The 21,666-nt window shown below is 43.4% G+C and carries 18 protein-coding genes; 16 read left to right on the top strand and 2 right to left on the bottom strand.

Features of this window, described 5'->3' with window-relative positions:
- Positions 1-12 precede the first annotated feature (12 nt).
- Positions 13-1,314 (top strand): sensor histidine kinase, encoded by a 1,302-nt coding sequence (locus LIZ66_RS08835; RefSeq protein WP_173718310.1) that lies wholly within the window; start codon positions 13-15, stop codon positions 1,312-1,314.
- A 14-nt stretch (positions 1,315-1,328) separates the two neighbouring features.
- On the opposite strand, the gene LIZ66_RS08840 is transcribed toward LIZ66_RS08835, so the two are convergent.
- Both LIZ66_RS08840 and LIZ66_RS19950 read right to left on the bottom strand, forming a co-directional pair.
- A complete protein-coding gene (locus LIZ66_RS08840; protein ID WP_118579423.1) occupies positions 1,329-2,006 on the bottom strand; it encodes a response regulator transcription factor in 678 nt (225 codons plus the stop codon).
- A 25-nt stretch (positions 2,007-2,031) separates the two neighbouring features.
- Positions 2,032-2,148 (bottom strand): DUF6783 domain-containing protein, encoded by a 117-nt coding sequence (locus LIZ66_RS19950; RefSeq protein ID WP_408611519.1) that lies wholly within the window; start codon positions 2,146-2,148, stop codon positions 2,032-2,034.
- A 77-nt stretch (positions 2,149-2,225) separates the two neighbouring features.
- On the opposite strand from LIZ66_RS19950, the gene LIZ66_RS08845 reads away from it, so the two are divergent.
- The 15 genes from LIZ66_RS08845 (at position 2,226) to LIZ66_RS08915 (ending at position 21,662) form a co-directional block, all read left to right on the top strand.
- Entirely contained in the window at positions 2,226-3,071 is an 846-nt protein-coding gene (locus LIZ66_RS08845; RefSeq protein ID WP_173770078.1) for a carbohydrate ABC transporter permease, read from the top strand.
- A 3-nt stretch (positions 3,072-3,074) separates the two neighbouring features.
- Positions 3,075-3,914: a carbohydrate ABC transporter permease gene (locus LIZ66_RS08850; RefSeq protein ID WP_226837636.1), complete on the top strand. Its 840-nt coding sequence runs from the start codon at positions 3,075-3,077 to the stop codon at positions 3,912-3,914.
- Positions 3,915-4,046: 132 nt separating this feature from the next.
- The gene (locus LIZ66_RS08855; RefSeq protein ID WP_226837635.1) at positions 4,047-5,453 is read left to right on the top strand and encodes an HlyD family secretion protein; all 1,407 of its coding nucleotides are present in this window, start codon (positions 4,047-4,049) and stop codon (positions 5,451-5,453) included.
- Between the two features lie 49 nt (positions 5,454-5,502).
- On the top strand, positions 5,503-6,486 hold the full coding sequence (locus tag LIZ66_RS08860; protein ID WP_226837634.1) for an ABC transporter permease: 984 nt from the start codon (positions 5,503-5,505) through the stop codon (positions 6,484-6,486).
- Positions 6,487-6,791: 305 nt separating this feature from the next.
- On the top strand, positions 6,792-7,661 hold the full coding sequence (locus LIZ66_RS08865) for a DegV family protein (protein ID WP_226837633.1): 870 nt from the start codon (positions 6,792-6,794) through the stop codon (positions 7,659-7,661).
- Between the two features lie 172 nt (positions 7,662-7,833).
- Positions 7,834-9,600 (top strand): arginine--tRNA ligase, encoded by a 1,767-nt coding sequence (argS, locus tag LIZ66_RS08870; protein ID WP_118579438.1) that lies wholly within the window; start codon positions 7,834-7,836, stop codon positions 9,598-9,600.
- A gap of 224 nt (positions 9,601-9,824) precedes the next feature.
- Positions 9,825-11,705 (top strand): ABC transporter ATP-binding protein, encoded by a 1,881-nt coding sequence (locus LIZ66_RS08875; RefSeq protein WP_195477819.1) that lies wholly within the window; start codon positions 9,825-9,827, stop codon positions 11,703-11,705.
- A gap of 166 nt (positions 11,706-11,871) precedes the next feature.
- Entirely contained in the window at positions 11,872-13,551 is a 1,680-nt protein-coding gene (locus LIZ66_RS08880; protein ID WP_226815230.1) for an ABC transporter ATP-binding protein, read from the top strand.
- Between the two features lie 271 nt (positions 13,552-13,822).
- Positions 13,823-15,133 (top strand): serine/threonine-protein kinase, encoded by a 1,311-nt coding sequence (locus LIZ66_RS08885; RefSeq protein WP_227200875.1) that lies wholly within the window; start codon positions 13,823-13,825, stop codon positions 15,131-15,133.
- Entirely contained in the window at positions 15,130-16,389 is a 1,260-nt protein-coding gene (locus LIZ66_RS08890) for a hypothetical protein (RefSeq protein WP_227200876.1), read from the top strand. Before LIZ66_RS08885 ends, LIZ66_RS08890 begins: the two co-directional genes overlap by 4 nt.
- 166 nt (positions 16,390-16,555) lie before the next feature.
- Complete coding sequence (locus LIZ66_RS08895) at positions 16,556-17,203, top strand: HAD-IA family hydrolase (RefSeq protein WP_148461902.1); 648 nt, start codon at positions 16,556-16,558, stop codon at positions 17,201-17,203.
- 20 nt (positions 17,204-17,223) lie between these two features.
- A complete protein-coding gene (locus LIZ66_RS08900; protein WP_118579453.1) occupies positions 17,224-18,039 on the top strand; it encodes a CPBP family intramembrane glutamic endopeptidase in 816 nt (271 codons plus the stop codon).
- A 203-nt stretch (positions 18,040-18,242) separates the two neighbouring features.
- Complete coding sequence (locus LIZ66_RS08905) at positions 18,243-18,614, top strand: GntR family transcriptional regulator (RefSeq protein ID WP_118579456.1); 372 nt, start codon at positions 18,243-18,245, stop codon at positions 18,612-18,614.
- Positions 18,611-19,510, top strand: coding sequence for an ABC transporter ATP-binding protein (locus LIZ66_RS08910; RefSeq protein ID WP_173715908.1), 900 nt, complete (start codon positions 18,611-18,613; stop codon positions 19,508-19,510). The genes LIZ66_RS08905 and LIZ66_RS08910 overlap by 4 nt, the downstream gene beginning before the upstream one ends.
- Complete coding sequence (locus LIZ66_RS08915) at positions 19,488-21,662, top strand: DUF6449 domain-containing protein (protein ID WP_227200877.1); 2,175 nt, start codon at positions 19,488-19,490, stop codon at positions 21,660-21,662. Before LIZ66_RS08910 ends, LIZ66_RS08915 begins: the two co-directional genes overlap by 23 nt.
- The last annotated feature ends 4 nt before the right edge of the window (positions 21,663-21,666 follow it).

Genomic DNA, 21,666 nt, shown 5'->3' on the forward strand with positions numbered 1-21,666 from the left:
AAGGAGTAAGAGATGTTTAAAAAGCTTCACAGGCAAATGACCATATTTGCATCACTGATCACAAGCGGAATACTGATCTTGATGGCAGTTTCCTGTCTTGTGATCTCCGAGAGGGGGCTTACCCATAATACTTACGAGAGATTTTTAAATAATGGAAATTCCTGTGTGGCTTATCTGGAAAATCAGACTGTGCTTTCTCACAAGTGGATACTGGAAGCAAAGCAGGAATACAAAGTGGAATTTCGCATTCGGAATAACGGAAAAAAGCTGTATTTTGATAAGCTGGATACAGAAAGCCAAAATCAGGATAAAAAGGAAGAGGATCTGAGCTCTGTAGAAAATATGCTGACAGAGGCTGCCAGAATTTCCCGGGAAGAGCAGGGGCTTGATGTGGACTATATGGGAAGCCTCTCTCTTTCCAAAACGGTTTATTTTGAAACTTCAGATTTTTATGCCTGTACAGCCTTGATTCCTAAGGGAAGCGGCGTGTTAAGCCTGGTGTTGGTATATCCTCTTGATGGGTTGAAAACACAGATCTTTCATCAAAGAGTCTGGTTTGGAGGTATGGTGCTGCTTGCAGTTCTGGCTTTGGTTACATTTTCCTGGTTTTTTACAGGAAAAATGCTTCGCCCTCTGGAAGAGAATCAAAGGAAACAAACCCAGTTTATTGCTTCGGCATCCCATGAACTGAGATCTCCGCTGGCTGTGATATTGTCAAGTGTACAGGCAATGGAATCTGACTGGGAAAATGCCGGCAGATTTTTGAAAACCATAAAAAGTGAGGGAGACAGGATGTCCCGGCTTATCGGGGATATGCTTTCTCTTGCAAATGCGGACAATAAATCCTGGAGTATTATGAAGACAGATTGTGAGCTTGATACCTTGCTTCTGGATACATATGAGAAATACCAGCCTATTCTGCATGGGAAAAAGATTTCCCTGAAAGTAGTTCTGCCAGAGGAGCCTCTTTCTATCTGTAAGTGTGACAGTGCCAGAATCAGTCAGGTACTGGAAATCCTTTTGGATAACGGGGCAAGCTATGTGTCGGTCGGTGGCAGGATGGAAATGGGAGTAAAAGAAAATGAAAAATATTTTCAGCTTTATGTACAGGATAATGGTCCGGGAATTTCGGATGAGAATAAGGAGGCTGTATTCCGAAGATTTTACAGGGCTGATCCGGCCAGAAAGGAGAAACAGCATTTTGGACTTGGACTTTGCATTGCCAGGGAAATTGTGACGTTACATAAAGGGAGTATCCGTATTCTGGATACTCCGGGTGGCGGAAGTACATTTGTGATAAGATTACCGAAATAAAATGAGATTTCTGTTTACTGGCAGACCTCCAACTGATAACCTATCCCGCGTATGGTTTTGAGAACCAGTGTGCTTTCCACAGATTTCAGGCGGCGACGGAGAAAATGTATGTAGTTGTCAAGATTTCCTTCTTCTACGTCGGATTCCATGCCCCATACGCGGGAGAGAAGAAGGTTTCTGGGAAGAACCTGACCGGGATTTCGGAGAAATACTTCCAGAAGAGCACTTTCGCGGCCGGAAAGAGTGCATTCTTTTGCACCCTTGGTAAGGCGCCCGCATTCAGGATCAAAAGCAATATCTCCCAGCTTCAGAAGATTTAAGTCACCCCATTTTCCGGGACGGCGCATAATGCTGTGGATTCTTGCAAGAAGCTCTTCAAAGGCGAAGGGCTTTACCATGTAATCATCTGCTCCGCAGTTCAATCCGTTGACTTTGTCCTGTAATTCGCCAAGTGCCGTAAGGAAAATAACAGGGGTTGAGATGTTGGACTGTCTGGCTTCTTTCAAAACCTGGGTTCCATCCATGGAAGGAAGCATGCGGTCCAGAAGTACCAGATCATACATATTTTCCTGCATATAGTAAAGACCTTCCGCACCATCCAGACATATATCTACCGTGAAATTTTCTTTTTCAAGTGCAAGCTTTGTAAGCTGCGCCAGATCTTTGTCATCTTCTATTATTAAGATTCTCATAAGAAACTCCTCTTCTTATAATCTGTTATCCATTATATACGCAAATCTCTAAAATTTCTCTAATTAATTTTAAAGCCTGTTTGAAAACCGGACAAAATTTCCCACAAATTGTGGCGCACATCTTGCAGAAAGCCTTTTTCAAACACGCTTTAGAGAAAGAATAGAGATTTCTTTGCTATTTTTATAATGCTGAATGAAAGGTAGAAAAGAGGAAATTTTTTGAAAAGAAAACATGCCCTGAAAGGGATTTTATTTATTCTCCCTAGCTTTGCAGGAGTCTGTGTATTCTGGCTGCTTCCTTATGTGGATGTGATCCGCAGATCTTTTTTTGGAGCTGTAAATGGAGTGTTTACTGGATTTATGAATTATCAGATGATATTTTCCAATCAGGCATTTCTTCTTGCCGGGAAAAATACCTTGCGGTTTTTCGGAATCTGTATTCCGTTACTGGTGGTTTTGTCACTGGCAGCTGCTGTCCTGCTAAATGGACTTGGAAAAAATCAGAAGCAGCTGATGAAAACCGCATTTCTGCTTCCAATGGCCATTCCAGTTGCTTCTGTGGCAATTTTATGGAAAGTACTCTTTAATGGACAGGGGCTTTTGAACCATTTTCTGGAAATGTTGTCGTTGAAAAGTATAGACTGGTTGAATACAAAGGCTACCTTCTGGGTGCTGGTGATCAGTTATATTTGGCGAAATTTAGGGTATGACATTGTACTGTGGCTGGCAGGCCTTTCCACAATTCCGGAATCTCTTTATGAGGCAGCAAAGGTGGATGGAGCAGGTGCCTGGAAATGCTTTACCAGGATTACCTGTCCCAATCTTTTACCCTCTCTTTTTACCATTGTAGTTCTGTCGCTGCTGAACGGCTTTAAAGTATTCCGGGAGGCTTATCTGGTCGCAGGAGATTATCCACAGGAGAACATGTATCTTCTGCAGCATCTGTTCAATAACTGGTACAGAGACCTGGCCATGGATAAGATGGCGGCTGCGGCAGTGGTTACTGGAATTGCGATCATGGTTCTGGTACTTTTACTGCAAAAAGCATGGGAAAGAGAGGATTAAGAAGTGAAAAAGATAACTTGTTTTTTTCTTGTACTTTTAGCTTTGGTCTTTATATTTCCTGTTTTATTTCTGGTAGTTGGTTCTCTTATGGGAAAAAATGAGCTTACAGATCTGCTGTTTCCAGTGCTGCAGGAGGGGGCGAAAGGATATGCTTCCTGGAAGCTGTTTCCGGAATATCCGACTCTGAAACATTATGTGGAAGTACTGCTGGATTCACCGGAATTTTTCGTAATGTTCTGGAACTCGGTGAAGATTACGGCTGGTGCCCTCGCTGGCGGGCTTCTGGTTGGAATGCCTGCTGCATGGGGATTTGCCAAATTTGATTTTCCAGGGAAAAATATATTGTTTACTTTGTATATTGCACTGATGATGATGCCGTTTCAGGTTATGCTTCTTGGCAATTATCTGGTGTTGGATAAAATTGGGCTTCTTGACTCGCTTTTGGGGATTATTTTCCCGGCGTTTTTTTCTACATTCCCCATATTTATTATGTACCGCTTTTTCAAAGGGATTCCTCTGGCGTTTCTGGAAGCGGCAAGACTTGACGGTGCAGGTGAGCTTAAACTGTTTTTTATAGTTGCCATCCCCTTGGGCTCACCTGGCGTCATTTCTGCCATTGTTCTGGGCTTTCTGGAATACTGGAATCTGATCGAACAGCCGATGGCATTTTTGAAAACAAAAGAATTGTGGCCGTTGTCTTTGTACCTGCCTAATATTGAGTTGGAGCAGGCAGGGTTTGCATTTGCGGCCTCTGTGGTGGCGCTGGCCCCGGCAGTTCTGGTATTTTTGTCCGGACAGGACTACCTGGAGCAGGGAATTGTCTCTACGGCGGTAAAGGAATAAAAAGAGAAACAACTGGAAAGTGACGATAAAAAACGACAGTTTGATAAAATATATTGTCAATGGAATTTAAAAGAAATAGTTAGAATGCAGAGTGTTTTACAAATATGTTCAGGAACAGAATGGGAGTTTGACATGAAGAAAAAATTAATTCAGGCAACTTGCCTGTTTTTTGTAATGATGCTGATTTTTACCATATTGTCAAGAGTTTCGGATTCTGTAAATGTGATACAGATCCAGACTAAGAACCCGGCAAATCAGATGATCACTCATGAGGTGAAAGGCTCTGGAAAAGTGGAGGGTAGTCAGGAAGTGGCGGTGTTTGTACTGGAAAATCTGCAGGTGGAGCAGGTGATGGTACATGCAGGGCAGACTGTGAAAAAAGGGGATATTTTATTGAAGCTATCCCAGAACAGCATTCAGGCGGCTTTGAAGAATCTGGATGATAAAGTAAAAACTCTGGAAGGGCAGGCAAAGGATCTGGAAAGCCAGAAAAAGGTGAACAGCCAGAAGCGTGCAGCGGAGCAGACATGGGCTGGAAATTCTTATGATCTGGCTGTGCAAAGCGGAAATGTTTCCGTGGATAATGCAAGGGCGGAAGTTCAGATAGCCCAACAGCGGCTTGACGAATTTTACAGGGAAAAGGAAGCAAAGACTTCCGGGGATGATTTAAGTGGCTTCACAGATGGAGAGGAAGGGTTTAATGATGGTGAGACCACTGTAACACAGGAGGATGATTCCGCCACAGAAACTGCCCTTCAGGATGATCTGCGAGCCAGACAGGAAGCATTAAATGAAGTGATCGCGGGAAGAAACCAGACTCTGGCAAGTGCCGGAAAAGCTCTGTCCGATGCCAGTGCGCCGGAGTCTTCAGACAGTACCTTGGAGAACGTACAAAGAGAACTGGAAAATGCCAGAGCAGATATGGAAAAGATTACAGTGCTTCAAAGCACAGAGGGAGTGATTTCGTCTCCTTCTGACGGTGTGATCAAAAGTCTGTCTGTGCAAACCGGAGACCTTACAGGACAGACCGCAGCAGTAGTTTTATATTCAGCCGATGGTACTCTTCGAATGACTGGTACCATCTCAAAAGAAGATATAAAATATGTATCTGCCGGTGCAGATGTGAAAATCACAGATAATAACAATAATGATATTTCTGGCGCAACAGTGGAAAATATAACAGAAAATAAGGAGGAGAATGATATTCGTGACCTGTCCATCATAATGCTGGAGGACAGTCTGTCCATCGGTCAGAGCGGAGATTTTTCCATATCAAAAGATGCTGGGCCTTATTCCTGCTGCGTTCCGCTTTCAGCGCTGTACCAGGAGAATGGGAAGGTCTATGTGTATGTTACAGACACAGAAAATACAGTGCTTGGAACGGTAATGGTTGCAAGAAAAGTGGAAGTTACTGTGCAGGATAAAAACCAGACAACTGCTGCATTGGGTGAGGGAAGCCTTTCTACGGATCAGGCTGTGATCGTCCAGGCAGACAGGGAACTGAAGGATGGAAGCAGGGTGAGGATTTCTGAAAATTAGCATGGAAAGTAAAAAGAAGAATTATTTTTTAAAATATATGAGAATAATTATGACAGCATTGCTGGCCTCCTTTTTATTTTATTCTGGAATGAAAGATTATGTGAAGGTGGGAAAAACAGACATAGCGGTGGTTGAACTGTATGAAGATTATCCTGCAGTAAACCTGGCAAAGCAGATCTGGGAAAATTATCAAAGTGATGATGAGATTGCAGATCTCTGTTTTGCGTGGAATGGAGGCGTTCAGGTGGTTACGAATCCAGAGGATTTCAGACAGGCAAATGCTCGGGTGACAGGCGTTGTGGGAATGGCTGCTTTGTACGACCGACAGGCTGCTTTATTAGAAGAGAATGATGAAACCGGATGCGTGATCGATAAAGACACAGCCCTGGAGCTTTTCGGCAGTGAAAATTGTGCGGGAAGTCAGTTGACTGTGGGAGAGCAGATTTACGAAGTGCGAGGTGTGGTATCCTGGAATCAGCATATGATCCTTATCCGTCCGCCACAAAAAAATCTGGTTTGCACTCAGGTTTTGATCCGAGGTAAAAAAGGTCAGGAACTGGAGGGTGCTGCATCTGATTTTCTCGTGGGAAACGGACTATCCGGAATATTAGTGGATGACAGCTGGCTGGAAGTGATTTTGCCCTGGTTTCCAGTGACTTTTCTTGTAATGCTTATAAGAACTGTTTCCAGGTGGCTGTATGAGATGGAGCGCGGAACCTGGGAAAATGGAATTCAAAGAAGTAGAGAAAAGAAAATTGATTTTAGAAAATGTAGCTGCTTTGTTATTAGAATTTTACTGTGGGGAATCGGCCTTTTTTTTTGCGTAAGGCTCTTATCCCATATTCCCCAAAGCTGGCTGCCGGACAAATGGTCAGATTTCTCTTTCTGGCCTGCGAAGCTCCGGAAAACAATGGAAGCTTTCCGCTGGTACATCATGTTCCCGAAAACTATGGCGCAGGCGGAGCGGCTGATGAGCGGAATTGGCTGTATTATAAAATGTGGGGCAGCAGCACTGCTTATAGGGGCGGTGTAGGCTGTCTTTTTTTCTTTTTTGCCAAAAGAATTTTACAGATGAAGAAATATTTTGGTACATTTTTTTCGAGACTTTTCTTTAAAGTGTTTGCCAGACTGGAGCGCAGGTATTATAATAGACTTTAAGACCCTGAATAGGGAAAGAAGATTTACAGTCGCTGTTTACTGGGAAAAAAGAACCAGCTGCCAGAAGAAAAGGCAGGACGGCGGCGAGTTTGTTACTGTTCATTGGTAAGGTTCGCGAAGCCTGTTGCTGTGAACGAAGTGAACAGGAACATGAGTTTTTATGAGATAAGGAGAGATTGAATGAGTAAGATTGCCATTGTAACGGACAGTAACAGCGGCATTACACAGGAGGAAGGACGCAGACTTGGAGTGTCTGTTATTCCTATGCCTTTTTTTATTAATGAGAAAATGTACCTGGAGGGAATTACCCTGAGCCAGGATGAATTTTATCAGTGGCTGAAGTCGGATGCTTCTATTTCCACTTCCCAGCCAAGCCCGGGAGAGACTATGGGATTATGGGACAACCTTCTGAAAGAGTATGATGAGATTGTACAGATCCCCATGTCAAGTGGTCTCAGCGCTACCTGTGCTACTGCAATGGGACTTGCCCAGGAGTATGAGGGCAGAGTGCACGTGGTAGATAATCAGAGAATTTCCGTAACCCAGCGTCAATCTGTGGTGGACGCGATTGCCCTTCGGGATGCAGGTAAAAGCGGAGCTGAAATTAAGAGGATCCTGGAAGAAGAGAAATTTAATTCCAGTATTTATATTACCTTGGAAACCCTGAAATATCTGAAAAAGGGCGGCAGGATCACACCTGCTGCAGCTGCAATAGGTACCGTTTTGAATCTGAAGCCGGTGCTGCAGCTCCAGGGTGAGAAGCTGGATGCTTTTGCCAAGGTAAGAGGCAAGAAGCAGGCCAGACGTACTATGCTGAAGGCTATGAAGGCAGATTTTGAGGGACGCTTTGCACCGTTTGTCCAGAATGGAGAAATGTGTCTTCAGGCTGCTTACACAGGTAATCCGGAAGAGGCAGAAGAGTGGAAGCAGGAGATGCAGGAAACCTTTCCTGGTATGGAAATCCATATGGATCCGCTGTCACTTAGTGTGGCATGCCATATTGGATATGGTTCTCTTGCAATCGCATGTTCTAAGAAAGTGACTGCATAGAAGCTAAGAAATGGCTATAGTTTATAAACATTAGTTTTGGATGTCACCTATAGATAGTAATTGAAAAGAATTGATTTTTTTAGAAAAGATTCCGAAATAGAATATATATTTTCGGAACGAATTCAGAAGAAAACAGAAGTATTCTCTCTGAGAAGAAAATTTAGGAGGATTTATGAAAAAACTTACAGACTACATGGCAGAAGAGCTTTCTGCAGCATTTGAAAAAGCAGGATACGATTCATCCTACGGTAAAGTAGGCGTTTCCAACCGTCCTGATCTTTGCGAATACCAGTGCAATGGTGCCATGGCGGGAGCTAAGGCTTATAAGAAAGCACCATTTATGATCGCAGATGACGTAGTGGGCAATCTGGCAGATTCCAAAGTATTTTCCATGAAAGAAATGGTAAAGCCCGGATTTATCAACCTGAAAGTCAGCGAAGAGTTTCTTGCAGATTATCTGAAAGAGATGGAGAAGGATGAGAAGCTTGGTGCAGACACAGCCAAAGAGCCGAAGACCATCGTAATCGATTACGGCGGACCGAATGTTGCCAAACCTCTTCATGTAGGTCATCTCCGTTCTGCAATTATTGGTGAAAGTATTAAGAGAATCGGTCGTTTCGTAGGCCATAAGGTGATCGGTGATGTTCATCTTGGTGACTGGGGACTTCAGATGGGACTGATCATTACAGAGCTGAAGCACAGACAGCCGGAGCTTGTATATTTTGATGACAGCTATACAGGTGAATATCCTGCAGAGGCACCTTTTACTATCAGTGAGCTTGAGGAGATTTATCCATGTGCAAGCGGCAAATCCAAGGAGGATGAGGCATACCGTCAGGAAGCACTGGAGGCAACTCATCTTCTTCAGCAGGGTAAGCCGGGGTACATGGCTCTCTGGAACCACATTATGAGTGTTTCTGTTACAGACCTTAAGAGAAACTATGCGAATTTGAACGTATCCTTTGATCTGTGGAAAAAAGAGTCTGATGCGCAGCCTTACATTCCGGACATGGTAGAGATGATGAAGGAAAAAGGCTTTGCATATGAGGATCAGGGAGCGCTTGTTGTAGACGTTAAAGAGGAGACCGATACCAAGGAAATCCCGCCATGTATGCTTCTGAAATCAGATGGAGCATCTCTTTATACTACTACAGACCTTGCCACAATTGTAGAGCGTATGAAGCTGTTCCAGCCAGATGAGATCCTTTACGTTGTTGACAAACGTCAGGAGCTTCATTTTATTCAGGTCTTCCGCTGCGCAAGAAAGACCGGTCTTGTGAAAGAAGACACAAGGCTTTCCTTCCTTGGCTTCGGTACTATGAATGGAAAAGATGGCAAACCGTTTAAAACAAGAGAGGGCGGTGTTATGCGCCTTGAGAACCTGATTGCCGATATTGATGAGGAAATGTTCACAAAGATCGTAGAGAACAGAAGTGTCCGTGATAAAGATGCAAGAGATACTGCTAAGATTGTAGGTCTGGCAGCAATTAAATATGGCGATCTTTCCAATCAGGCTACCAAGGATTATATTTTTGATGTAGACCGCTTCACCTCTTTCGAGGGAAATACAGGTCCGTACATCCTTTATACAATCGTTCGTATCAAATCCATCCTGAACCGTTATGTGGAAGCAGGCGGAAATCTTGAAGCAGGTGAGATCCTTCCGGCATCTAACGGCAGCGAGAAGAACCTGATGCTTCAGCTCAGTGGATTTGGAAGTATGATCGAGAGTGCATTTGAGGAAAAAGCTCCGCATAAAATCTGTGCATATATTTATGAGGTTTCCAATGCATTCAACAGCTTTTATCATGAGACCAAGATCCTCAGTGAAGAGAATCAGGCGCAGAAGGAATCCTATATCCGTCTTCTGCAGCTGACCAAGAGAGTGCTTGAGACAAGTATTGATCTTCTTGGATTCGAGGCACCGGATAAGATGTAATAAAATAATAAGCAGATTATGAGGGCATGGTCTGTGGTATGGAGCTGCGGCACTTTCTGGAAAAGCTGGAAGTGAGCGGCTCCTTTTTTCTTTACGCAAGCGACGTGACCAGGTTCATGCCTGCATGAGACGCTGACGGCTGCTGCGATAAGAGGTAAAGCTTACATAGTGTGTTTTGTCTCATTTTTGTATCGTTATGCTTTAAGGCAGAAAGGAAATGTCAGATGAAAGCGAAACATCATACAAATTTTCTGCCGGACAGGGTGTTTTCCTATTTTCAGAAAGAATGGAAAGTGCTTCTGGCAGTGACTATATCCGGTTTGATCTATAATATCGGCCTTCTGGCAGGTCCCTGGTTTGAGGGGAAAATGACCGGCTGCCTGGTGGATATCCTGAAAGGGGCTGACCAGTTTTCAGATATGCTGGTTCTGGTGCTGGGCTATGTGACCGCCATTGCAATTGTCCAGACTGCCAGATATATCAAGAGGTTTTATGTGCGGCGTTTTGCCAACAATGTAAATCGCAGAATGAAAGAAATCCTGTATGCCAGTCTGGTGCGGAAAAGTCGTGCAAGCCTTCGGGAAGAGGGGGAGGGAAGCATTATGACCAAGGCAATACTGGATGTGGATGACTGCGTAGAGGGAATGCGCAAATTCACTACGGAGATTTTTGATACAGGAGTTGCCCTGGCTGCTTATGCAGGAATGCTTTTGTGGTATGATTTCAGGCTTGCCTTGCTTTGCATGATTTTCCCGCCGGTTTCTTATATGACGGCGGAAAAAATGAAAAAAATGATCCAGATAACCGGAACTGCATACAAAGAGCAGTCTGGACATTTAAGTACAGCGACTCTGGATCGGGCGGAAAATGCTGTTACATACCGTGTTTTTGGATGTGAAGAGGATCGCCGCAAGGCATATGAAGAAAATCTTACCGCTTATGAAAAGTCAGCAGTAAAAGCGAATATCTGGAATTCCATCATGCCGCCTTTGTACCGGATCATTTCCATGACCGGGGTACTGTTTATCCTGTATTTTGGACAGAAAAATGTTCTGGGAACAGGCTGGAGCACATGGACGATTGCATCTTTTACTACTTTCCTGGCATGTTTTGTGAAGCTGTCCGTGAAGTCATCCAGTGCAGCGAAGCTGTTTAATGCAGTGCACAAGGCGCAGATTTCCTGGAAGCGTATTAAGCCGCTTTTGACAAAGCAGGAAGAAATTCCAAAGAGTGAGAAAAATGTGTCTGGAATTCTGGAAAATGGGAAAGTGGAAAAGATCGAAAATGTGTCTGCTAAACATGCAGAAGAAACATTGTCGCAGAAGGAACTATCTCAGCTAGAGATAGCCCAGTCAGAAATTCGTTACAGGAACGTAAAACAATTGCAGGTCCGTCATCTGAATTTTGCTTATCCGGATGGGAAACAGATTCTGAAGGATATTTCCTTCAAGGCTGAAAAAGGGCAGATAATCGGAATTACCGGACCAGTGGCCTGCGGAAAGTCTACTTTGGGAAAAGTATTTTTGTGCGAGTATCCATATGAAGGTCAGATTCTTGTGGATGGCAAAGAGCTTCAGAATATGCCCCAATCCTGGCAGACGAATATCATAGGCTATCTTGGTCATGATCCGGAGCTGTTTAACGACAGCGTGGAAAACAATGTGCTTATGGGTGAACAGAAAAAGACAGAGGATTTCCTGAAAATGGTTTGCATGGCAGAAGAAGTAAATGAGATGGATGATGGTTTACAGACTCTGGTAGGAAATGGTGGCGTACGTCTTTCGGGCGGACAGGGAAAACGTCTGGCTCTTGCAAGAACTCTTTGCCACAAAAAAACGGTTCTGATTCTGGATGATCCTTTTTCGGCTTTGGATAAGAGCACAGAGAGACAGATTTTTGCCAATTTAAAAGCACAGTCGAAAGAGAATATTGTGCTGCTGATTTCCCACCGTTTGTATCTGTTTCCGCAGATGGATCAGATCATCTGGATGGAAGATGGAAAAACAGTGGTGGGTACGCATGAAGAATTGCTTGAGAAGGTACCGGAGTATAAGAAATTATTTACTGAGGAAGGAGGTGCAGAGAGTGAAGACAGACAGAAATAAGAACAACTTGAAATCAGAAGAAAATATGATTTTGAAAAAGAGCAGAAGGTCAGATGCAAATGTTTTTCCGGCAGAAAACAGGGGCATAGGGAAATTTGCAAAAGCGAAAAAAAGACAGGTAAAAGGTGTGATCTGGAAAACAGTTCTGCAGCAGAAATGGCTGTCTATGGGTATTGTTTTTGCTGTAGCAGGCGCAGTGGTAACGGCTCTTATCCCGCCGCTGATCCTGGCAAAAATCGTAGATACAGTCACAGCGGGAAAAGCCGTGACATTCTGGGTGATTTTCCTTTATTTTGCAATGCTTGCACTTACCGGATTCATGGAATCTGCCAGGGAAGGTCTGCTTACCGTATTTGGGCAGAAAATCACACATGCACTTAGAAGCAGCCTTATGGAAAAATTCATATGCCTTACTTCTGACAAACTGACAGGGCTGGAACCTGGAACTCTGGCTTCACGCTTTGTTGGTGATGTAGATACTGTGGAAAATCTTTTTACCTCAGGGATCATCAGTATGTTTGCTGACGCCTGCAAGATTATCAGTATTCTGGTGGTGATCTGGTTTGAAAATAAGGGTCTCGCTGTGGTGCTTCTTGTAATACTGCCATTTCTTTTCTGGTTTACCAGACATGTGCAGAAAAACATGCTGGCAGCCCAGATCGAAAACCGTAAGGCTGTGGGAAGAGCCTCTGGACATGTGCCGGAAACCCTTCATAATATCCGTACCATCCATTGCCTTGGCAGGGAAAAATATATGGAAGAGCGTTACGACACTTACATCGGTGAAAGTTACCAGGCAATGGAGAGAACCAATTTTTATGATGCAGTATATTCACCGGTGATCTTGATTTTAAATGCAGTCGTGGTTGCAGCTGTGATGCTGCTTTCAGCATCTGGAAATAAGATGGTGCTCACGTTTTTTGGAATGTCTGCGGGAACTGCAGTGGCTGTGATCAACTATATTTCACAGATTTTTTCGCCGGTGGAAAGTCTTGGAATGGAGATTCAGACCATCCAGTCCGCGGTAGCTGGAATCCATAGGATTAATGAATTCTTTGGGCTGGAGGAGAAAGAAAATGGCGCACAGGAGAATGGAGATACCGAGAAAACCTGGAATAATCCGGCAACAAAAATAGAAGAAAACAGAAATGAAAAGATTAGCCGAAAGGAAGCGATGGCTGATATGGAAGAAAGGCACAGACTGGGAGCTTCTGGCAGTAATAGTTTTCCGTTTGTAGAATTCCGGAATGTAACCTTCGGCTATGATGAGCATGTGGTGCTGGAACATCTGAATTTCAAGGTGATGGATACCGATCAGGTGACTCTACTCGGACGAACTGGTGCAGGAAAGAGTACGATATTGAAGCTGCTTCTTGGACTTTATGAGCCGGATCAGGGACAGGTACTGCTCCACGGCATTCCGGCAACGGCTGTGAGGGCTGGAGAACGACGGAAACTCTTTGGATACGTAGAGCAGACTTTTCACATGGTGCCGGGAACCGTACGCGACCAGATTACATTATATGATGACCGGATCTCTGAGCGTCAGGTAAAGGCTGTTGCAGAGCTTACAGGTTTAAAAGAGGCGATTGAGAGTCTGGAAAATGGTTACGATACTTATTGCACCCCGGAGATTTTTTCCCAGGGACAGTGGCAGCTGCTATCCATCGCCAGGGCAGCAGTGGCAGAGCCCAAACTGCTTCTTCTGGATGAGATTACTGCAAACCTGGATGCGGAGACAGAGAAGGCTGTTCTGGCCGCATTGAAACGTGTGGCAAAGGATCGTACCGTTATTTCCATTTCACACAGAACGTCCGCAGAACTGGGAAGGACGATTCAGATTTAATCTGAGATTGTGAAAAGCACTTATAAAATTTTTATAAAGTGCTTTTCACAGTGGACTTTAAATGTTATAATTCTGATTACATTCTTACATGTCTGATCTGGAGTTTTTTATCATGCTTCAGAATAGCGGGCATTTCATAATCACTAATTTTTATTCTGTTTATATTTATCATTTGCCGGAAGTCATCGGCAGCATTCACTTAATTTACGCGGACAAGGAGTTGAAGCCTTTTTTGTCTCGTTTTTGTTGTTGGTAAAGGGTTGCGTTTTATGTGAAAATCGAGGTGATTATCATCAATCTTACAGGTATGATCTTGAAAATGCGTTACTGTATCCTGGAGCAGGTAGGCGCAGGTGGGGAGGGGCATTTGTACCTTGCCAGGGATATGGAGCTTGGAAATTACTGGGCAGTAAAAGAACTTCCCCTTGAGAAAAAGCGTGAAGCCAGACTGCTGCGGCTTCTGGAACATCCATCCATTCCACGGATGGTAGATTATGTGGAAAATGGAAATCACTGTTATCTGATCATGGAATATATTCGTGGAAAGTCCCTTGGACAGATGTTAAAGGAGGGACATGTTTTTGCAGCGGATGAGCTTCTTTCCTACGGAGACACTGTGCTTGCAGTTCTGGAATATCTTCATGGGCAAAAGCCGCCGGTATATTATGGGGACTTGAAACCGGATAATCTTATGCTTTCAGATTCGGGCAAATTGTATCTGGTGGATTTTGGGAGCGCGGTGTTTGGATTTGGAGAAAATCAGCGGATCTGTATGGGAACAGAAGGCTTTGCAGCTCCAGAACAATATGAGGGAAAAGTAAACAGCTCCAGTGATCTTTATGCTTTGGGAAAAACATTACAGGCGCTGGCAGGAAAAAACTGGTTATCTGTTTTGTGGAAAGTTCCGGGATTTGCTTTGTTTCTCTATAAATGTACCCGGCCTCAGGGGAAAAGACGATTTGATAATGCGGCACAGGCAAGAAAAATGCTTTCTGGTATAGGAAAAAGAAAAGGGCTTGCCAGAAAAAATGCAGCGGTGGTGATTGGAACTACGGGGATTTTGCTGGCTGCAGGTGTATTTCTTGCAGGATCAGAGCAGCAGGCAGCTTTCGAAAGTGCATTGGCAGAAGTAACGAAAGGATATTACGAGATAGAGGAAAATGAGTCTTCTTCGTTGTCAAAGAAATTTGCAGCAGAAGCGGATAAAAAAAGTACAGACAAAGAAGCAGATAAATTTCTTCTTAAAAAATGCGAGCATGCAGAAAGTGCTTTGCAAAAACTGCAAAAAGAATATACGAAAGATGAAGAGCAGAGAAAATTGCTTTTATTATTGGCGGTAAATGCGGAACTTCAGAAAGAGTGGGAACGGGCCGCCGTGTATTATGAGCAGCTGCTTTTGTATGCGCCGGAATTTGCAGAAGGGTATGGGAAATATGGACTGTTCCTTTTGCGAAGAGGTCAGAAGAATTCCAGCAGGAGACTTTATGTTTTATACAGAAGCAGTAAGGCAGATGGGACGGATTGTAAGAGCGTTGAAATCTGGGAAAAACAGATGGAAAGTGAAACAGGTGAGGGAAAATGAAAAGATGGAGAAGCATAAGGAGAAAAATTGCGAAAAATTCAAATCGAAGAGGTATATATTCGCACAGCATCTGGAATAACTTTCGGAAACCTGGAATTTATCTGATGGTGACAGTGATTTTACTTATTACCAAAGTTGGTATACTTTACACTTATGGTGGGGAATTTGGAGGATTTGATATCGATATTGGTGCTGATGAAGGTATATTTGATAATTGGGAGGAGGCTGAAGGAAATCAGGAAACTACGGAGCCAGAGCAGAAAGAAAATGGGGGCAGTAATGGTAATGAGAGTAATAACAACCGCAATAGTGACAGCGCGAATGGCGGTACTAGCAGTAATGACATAGAAAATGACGGTAATAATAACAGTCATAATAGCGGCAGCAGTAACGATAACAACAGCGGGAATAATAACAATAATAATAGCAACGCAGGAGCTGGCTTGTCGAAAACAGAGAACGGTGACAACACAGGTGATGAGGAGGGCTGGGAAAAACCTCAAGCTGCGGGTGCTGAGAGAAGACCAAAAGAAAACAAGAAAGAAATAAAGAAAGAAAACAGTGTCACGGCAGCCTCACCGGCAAACAAAAACGCAGAGAATAAGAAAACGAATATAAATGCAGACAACATTGACAATGGAACTGAGTCTAAAAGCAATACTACAAAAAAGACTCCCCGTGTAGAGAAGAATAGAGCAAAAAGCAAAGAAGAAAAGTCAGAAGATACCGCAGCAGATGAAAATATAAGTGAAAGCAGGATTACTGCCAGAGAAACAAAGAATACTGATCGGAAAAAAGCAGATAGGTCCAAAGCAAAAATTACGGAAAGTCCTAAAAAAGAAAATACCAGTGAGCACTTGAAACTCACAGGAGCCGGCACGGTTTTTACAGCAGTCGGAATGGCAAAGACATCTCATGGACTTGGATTCTATAACAGAAATGATAAAAATAGAGAAAAAAATGAAAATATAAATAAAAACAATAACATAAATGATAATAAAAATGACACAATACGTTTTGTACACGAAGAAACAGTCCCTGTAAATGAATATCCTGAAATACAAGTTATAAGAACTACCGGTGAGCAGGATGTTACAATTCTGTCTTTGAACCTAAATGGTGATGAGATTTTCTGGCACCAGAAGGGGGATACCCTTATATTTGACCAGCCGATTACAGCGAAGGAAAATACTGTGAAGGTGATTGCGGTAATAGATGGGAGAAGAATTGTGCATATGCCTATATGGGAGTTTTGAAAGTGTGCATCAATTGTTACTGGTCATGGAGTGAATGGTAACCATTAACTAAGATTTTGCCATCTGGACGTTATAAAGAAATGATGTTATAATTAACACCCATATAGCGAAAGACTTGAAAAATCAACGACAAAAATTACATGACGGTACAGGAGGCAAAACACAGATGTACAAAGCTATTTTATTTGATCTGGACGGAACTCTCACCGATTCCGGGGAGGGAATCACCAAATCCGTACAATATGCTCTGGAGAAGGTAGGAAAACCAGAACCAGATCTTCAGAAGCTGCGCATTTTTGTGGGACCGCCCCTTTTGGAGCAGTTTCAGGAATATGCGGGAATTGACGAAGAAACAGCAAGAAAGGCAGTTGAGATTTACAGAGAACGATACGCACCAGTGGGGATTTATGAGAATGAACTGTATCCTGGCATTCCGGAAATGTTATCCGGACTGAAACAAAGAGGATACAAGCTTGCCATTGCGTCTTCCAAACCAGAGAATTTCGTGAAGATCGTTGCGGAATATTTCCATATTGATTCTTATTTTGACGAGATGGTTGGAAGTGAGCCTGAGGGTAGACGAACCAATAAGACAGAGGTGATCGAGGAAACTCTGAAGCGGCTGGGATTTTCTGAACACCGTGACCAGGTGATCATGGTGGGGGATAAAGAGCATGATGTATTTGGGGCAAGACGCGCCGGATTGGAATGCATTGCAGTTTCCTATGGGTACGGAACCGAAGAAGAACTGAAAAATGCCCATCCTTTTAAAATTGTGAATTCGGCAGAGGAAATACTGGATTTTTTCGCCTGAGCCCCAGAAGAAAACAGAAAATGCCGGTTTTGGCATGGAAGTGTCTGTATCCGGTGGGAATCCATTTTGTGCTTTCCCAGCTTGTCTCCTATCTGGGACTGTATTTTCTGGTGCAGCGGACTGGCGCAGATATGAGTGCATATTACCAGCATGTGCTTATGCTGACTGGTCTGACAGGGATTTTGGCTGCAGTTCCCTGCATATTGTTGTATCGGGGCGATTTTTCAAGAAGAAAAGAAACCGGGATATTATATCCTGCAGCTGATCGTCACCTTCCTGTTCCTGAAATTCTGGGGTTTCTTATAATTGGCGCATTTCTTGGTCAATATGGAAACATTCTGGTAGGGCTTTTTCAGCAATATTTGAATCCGGAAGCTTATCAGGAAACTCAGTCCTTGATTTCCGAGGGGAAAAGTATCTGGAGTCTGATTTTCTGGATGGGGATTGCAGCACCTTTTGCAGAAGAGGTTATTTTCCGCTGGCTGGTATTTCTTCGTATGAGAGATAATATGCGCGTGATCACAGCTGCACTGTTTTCAGGACTGACATTTGGAATTTACCATATGAATCTGCTCCAGGGAGTGTATGCAACTATTATGGGATTGCTTTTCGCATTGATCCTGGAATGGAGAGGAAATCTGTTTGCCAGTGTATTTCTTCATATGGGGGCAAATATCTGGAGCCTGCTGGTCAGTGATGTGATGCTGTACATGCTGGATCATACAGGAGCCACATCCGTAATTGCACTGAATCTGTTTCTTGTTTTTGCAGGAACTTATGGTATCTGGAGATGCTATAAGAATTATCAGAAACGAGGATGTACGAGGCTGATATAAAGCATAATCAGAAATATATTAAGAAAAATAGAAGACCTTCTTACAAAATCCTGGAAAAACAGGGGAGATTGTGAGAAGGTTTTTTGTTGGCGCATTCCACTTTATAAACATTTAAGAATTTCCCGTCTTGAATTTAAAGTACACATATGCTATCTTAAGTGTATTAAACGTATTAATACACTTAGAAAGGAGGAGGCCTGTCTATGATCGTTTTAGATTATCAGGACAGAAGGCCACTGTACGAGCAGGTGGAGGAGAAATTCCGGAACCTGATCCTGAAGGGAGTACTGGAGCCAGGCTCCAGAATGCCCTCTGTGCGGCAGCTGGCCATGGAATTATCGATCAACCCCAACACCATCCAGCGAGCCTACATGCAGCTGGAACAGGAGGGACTGATCTACCCGGTTAAAGGAACAGGAAATTTTATCGCAGACAGTGAAGAAGTGCGTAAGCTTAGCAAAGCTTCCTATACAAAAGAACTAAAAGCCATGATTCAGAAGGGAAAGGCTATGGGAATGAATGAGGAAGAGCTGATCTATATTATCGGGGAGTGTTACAAGGAGGAGAAGCCATGATAGAAGTCAAAGAATGCAGTAAGGCGTTTGGCACTGTCAAAGCGGTCAATAAAGCAACTCTGGATGTTGGAGTGCGGGAAGTGTTTGGTCTTGTGGGCAGTAACGGCGCCGGGAAAAGCACCCTGCTTCGGATGATGGCTGGAATTATAAGGCCAGATGAAGGGGAAATCCAGATTGACGGTATGCCAGTGTATGAAAATGAAGAAGCAAAGAAATTGTTTTTCTATATCTCAGATGACAGTTATTTTCCGGCAAATTATACAGCAATGGATCTGGTGCGCTTTTACCGGAACTTCTATCCTCAGTTTCGAACCAGGTTTTTTCATGAACTGATGGAACAATTCCATCTGGAAGAAAATCGCAGAATTGCAACTTTTTCCAAAGGTATGAAAAAACAGGTTCTGGTAATCATCGGTGTGTGCGCGGCAACGAAATATCTGTTTTGCGATGAGACCTTTGATGGACTTGATCCGGTAATGCGTCAGGCAGTAAAGAGCCTGTTTGCGTCGGAGATTATGAACCGGGAATTTACTCCTGTGATCGCGTCTCACAATCTGCGCGAACTGGAGGATATCTGCGACCATGTCGGGCTTTTGCATAAAGGGGGGATTCTTCTTTCCAAAGATCTGGAAGACATGAAATTTCACATTCACAAGATACAGTGTGTGCTTAGCGGAAGACAGCAGGAAAAAGAACTGGAAAAGGAACTTCAGGTTTTGAAGGTGCAGCATCAGGGGTCTCTTCTTATGATAACAGCCCGGGGAACCAGAAGTGAGATCATAGAGAAGATCCAGGCCAAAAATCCTCTCTTTATGGAGGTGCTTCCTCTGACCCTGGAGGAAATTTTTATCAGTGAAACGGAGGTGGCAGGCTATGAAATCAAAAATTTATTCTAGCAGATATATGAAGGTGTCATCAAAAGGCATGATGTGGATTCCGGCTTTTGTGACCATCGGATTTCTTCTGGCATTTCCGGTGGCAGAGCTGATCATGCTGGGAAACTGGTTTGGAATGGGATACACCACCAGTGAGATCAATGCACTTTATGCAAATCTGTGGCAGGATGGATTTATGCTCACCGGACTTGCAGTTGCGGCAACTGCAGCATTGTTTAACGGAATCAGCCAGTTCTGGTATCTTTATTCACCGCGGAAAATTGATTTCTATCACAGTCTTCCGGTGAAACGAAGCAGAATGTTCTGGCATAAGACTTTGCAGTCCCTTTTGTATTATTTGCTTCCATATCTGGCAATGGAATTTTTCTCCGTCTGCATCGGGGCAATGAGGGGATTTTTCAGCCTTCATCTTATGAAACTGGCATTTTTGATGATGGTATTTCATTTGCTTTTATATCTGCTTTTGTATTTTTCGGTTGTGTTGGTAATCTGCATTACCGGCCATCTGCTTATGGGAGCTCTTCTGCTTATTGCAGTGGCTGCTTATGGACCGGTGCTTTCTGTTACTCTGCAGTTTTACGAAAAAGTCTTTTATTATACCAGCAGTGTAGGTGTCTATGGCTATATAAAAGGCTTGAGAGAAATGGCGTCACCAGTCATCCTTGCCTACACCTTTGTGGGAAAATATGCAGAAGGAAATTATGGTGGCATTCTGGGAATTGTGCTTCTGGTGACAATCGCTTTTGGCGTTCTTGGATATTATGCATTTGTAAACAGAAAATCCGAAAGAACCGGTATGGCCTTTGTTTTTCCATGGGTTGGCACAATCATAAGATTTATGATTGTGGTTCCCGGAGGACTTGGAATCGGACTTATTTTCTATATGCTTCCAAGTGACAATTCCAGAATTGTATGGTGGATTTTCGGATTGATTTTTGGAACCCTTCTTTCAGGAGGGATAATGGGAATTATTTATTACAGGGATTTCCGAAAATTTTTCTCCAATAAAATACAGTTTGTGGTAAGCGGGGCCTGTGTAGCATTTGTGGCCTGTATGTTCTTATTTGACCTGACTGGATACGACAACTATATCCCTTCTTATGATAAAATCGAAAATATTGCAGCTGAATTTACGGATGGCGGTGGATGGGAGAATACTTATAGCGTTGAAATAAATGAAGATGGCAAGATTTCCACACAGGATTCCGGATATTATAGGAATGGAGATCTTCTGGGCAATAATCTGGGCATTAGTCCTGATATTTATGCATGTGTGGAGCAGATTGTGAAGGAAAACAAGGTTATATGCCGATCCCTTTCAGAAGATAGTGACAACAGAGCGCTGTGGAACGGCGATATATGGGATTCTTCTAACGATACATCAAGACTTCAGATGCGTTATGACCTGAAATCCGGAAAAACTGTTTATCGCTCTTATATGGTCAGCACAGAGAATCAGAAGAACTTGTATAAAGAGGGATATGCGGAGGGAACCTTAAAGTCTGAGCGCTATTCCATTTTAAAGCTGGATGATAAATATGTGGATGAGGTGCGCTGTGATTTTATTACAGGAGAATCTATTTCCCTTTTCCAGGACAATAAGGCAAAGAGACAGCTGTTGGTGGATGCATTTCGTCAGGATGTAGAGGAGGCGGATCCGGAAGTGCTGACCGGAGAGCCATGTGCAAGCCTGAACATTGAGTATTCCGGAGTACCATCTGCAGAATCAGTTGATGCCATGGTGCCTGGCAGAACCGGAGACTATTATTTTTTCGCATGCTTTTATGTATTCCCGCAGTTCAAAAGGACAGTTGAAATTTTGAAGGAAACAGGGTATCCTGTCTCTATGGAGGATGTGAAGCTGAGCGCTGTGGAAGTGGAATATTATATGAATGAGGAGCACAATGAATATTCTTCTCCTGTAGTTTACGATCAACCGGAACAGCTGGAAGAACTGAAAAAGGTTCTGAGATGTTACCAGATGGTGCCATTCTGGGAAAAAAGGGAAGCTGATAAATGGGCCAGCCTGAAGGTTGTGATTGACGGAGTGGAATCAGAGGCAGCGTGGTCCATAATGGCGAAGGATGTTCCGGAATTTATGAAAGAGGATTCACAGCGGGCATTATCCTTTGAGGTTTTTGAAAAGGAATAAAGAA

It is taken from the genome of Blautia faecis (genome assembly GCF_020554845.1).
Lineage (GTDB): Bacteria > Bacillota > Clostridia > Lachnospirales > Lachnospiraceae > Blautia_A > Blautia_A faecis.

Excerpts from the sequence above, each read along its gene's own strand:
- LIZ66_RS08895 (WP_148461902.1), top strand. The coding sequence starts at position 16,556 with ATGTACAAAGCTATTTTATTTGATCTGGACGGAACTCTCACCGATTCC.
- LIZ66_RS08915 (WP_227200877.1), top strand. The coding sequence starts at position 19,488 with ATGAAATCAAAAATTTATTCTAGCAGATATATGAAGGTGTCATCAAAA.
- LIZ66_RS08905 (WP_118579456.1), top strand. The coding sequence starts at position 18,243 with ATGATCGTTTTAGATTATCAGGACAGAAGGCCACTGTACGAGCAGGTG.
- LIZ66_RS08890 (WP_227200876.1), top strand. The coding sequence starts at position 15,130 with ATGAAAAGATGGAGAAGCATAAGGAGAAAAATTGCGAAAAATTCAAAT.
- LIZ66_RS08875 (WP_195477819.1), top strand. The coding sequence starts at position 9,825 with ATGAAAGCGAAACATCATACAAATTTTCTGCCGGACAGGGTGTTTTCC.
- LIZ66_RS08855 (WP_226837635.1), top strand. The coding sequence starts at position 4,047 with ATGAAGAAAAAATTAATTCAGGCAACTTGCCTGTTTTTTGTAATGATG.
- LIZ66_RS08840 (WP_118579423.1), bottom strand. The coding sequence starts at position 2,006 with ATGAGAATCTTAATAATAGAAGATGACAAAGATCTGGCGCAGCTTACA.
- LIZ66_RS08860 (WP_226837634.1), top strand. The coding sequence starts at position 5,503 with ATGACAGCATTGCTGGCCTCCTTTTTATTTTATTCTGGAATGAAAGAT.
- argS (WP_118579438.1), top strand. The coding sequence starts at position 7,834 with ATGAAAAAACTTACAGACTACATGGCAGAAGAGCTTTCTGCAGCATTT.
- LIZ66_RS08835 (WP_173718310.1), top strand. The coding sequence starts at position 13 with ATGTTTAAAAAGCTTCACAGGCAAATGACCATATTTGCATCACTGATC.
- LIZ66_RS08865 (WP_226837633.1), top strand. The coding sequence starts at position 6,792 with ATGAGTAAGATTGCCATTGTAACGGACAGTAACAGCGGCATTACACAG.
- LIZ66_RS08880 (WP_226815230.1), top strand. The coding sequence starts at position 11,872 with ATGGGTATTGTTTTTGCTGTAGCAGGCGCAGTGGTAACGGCTCTTATC.
- LIZ66_RS08900 (WP_118579453.1), top strand. The coding sequence starts at position 17,224 with ATGCCGGTTTTGGCATGGAAGTGTCTGTATCCGGTGGGAATCCATTTT.
- LIZ66_RS08910 (WP_173715908.1), top strand. The coding sequence starts at position 18,611 with ATGATAGAAGTCAAAGAATGCAGTAAGGCGTTTGGCACTGTCAAAGCG.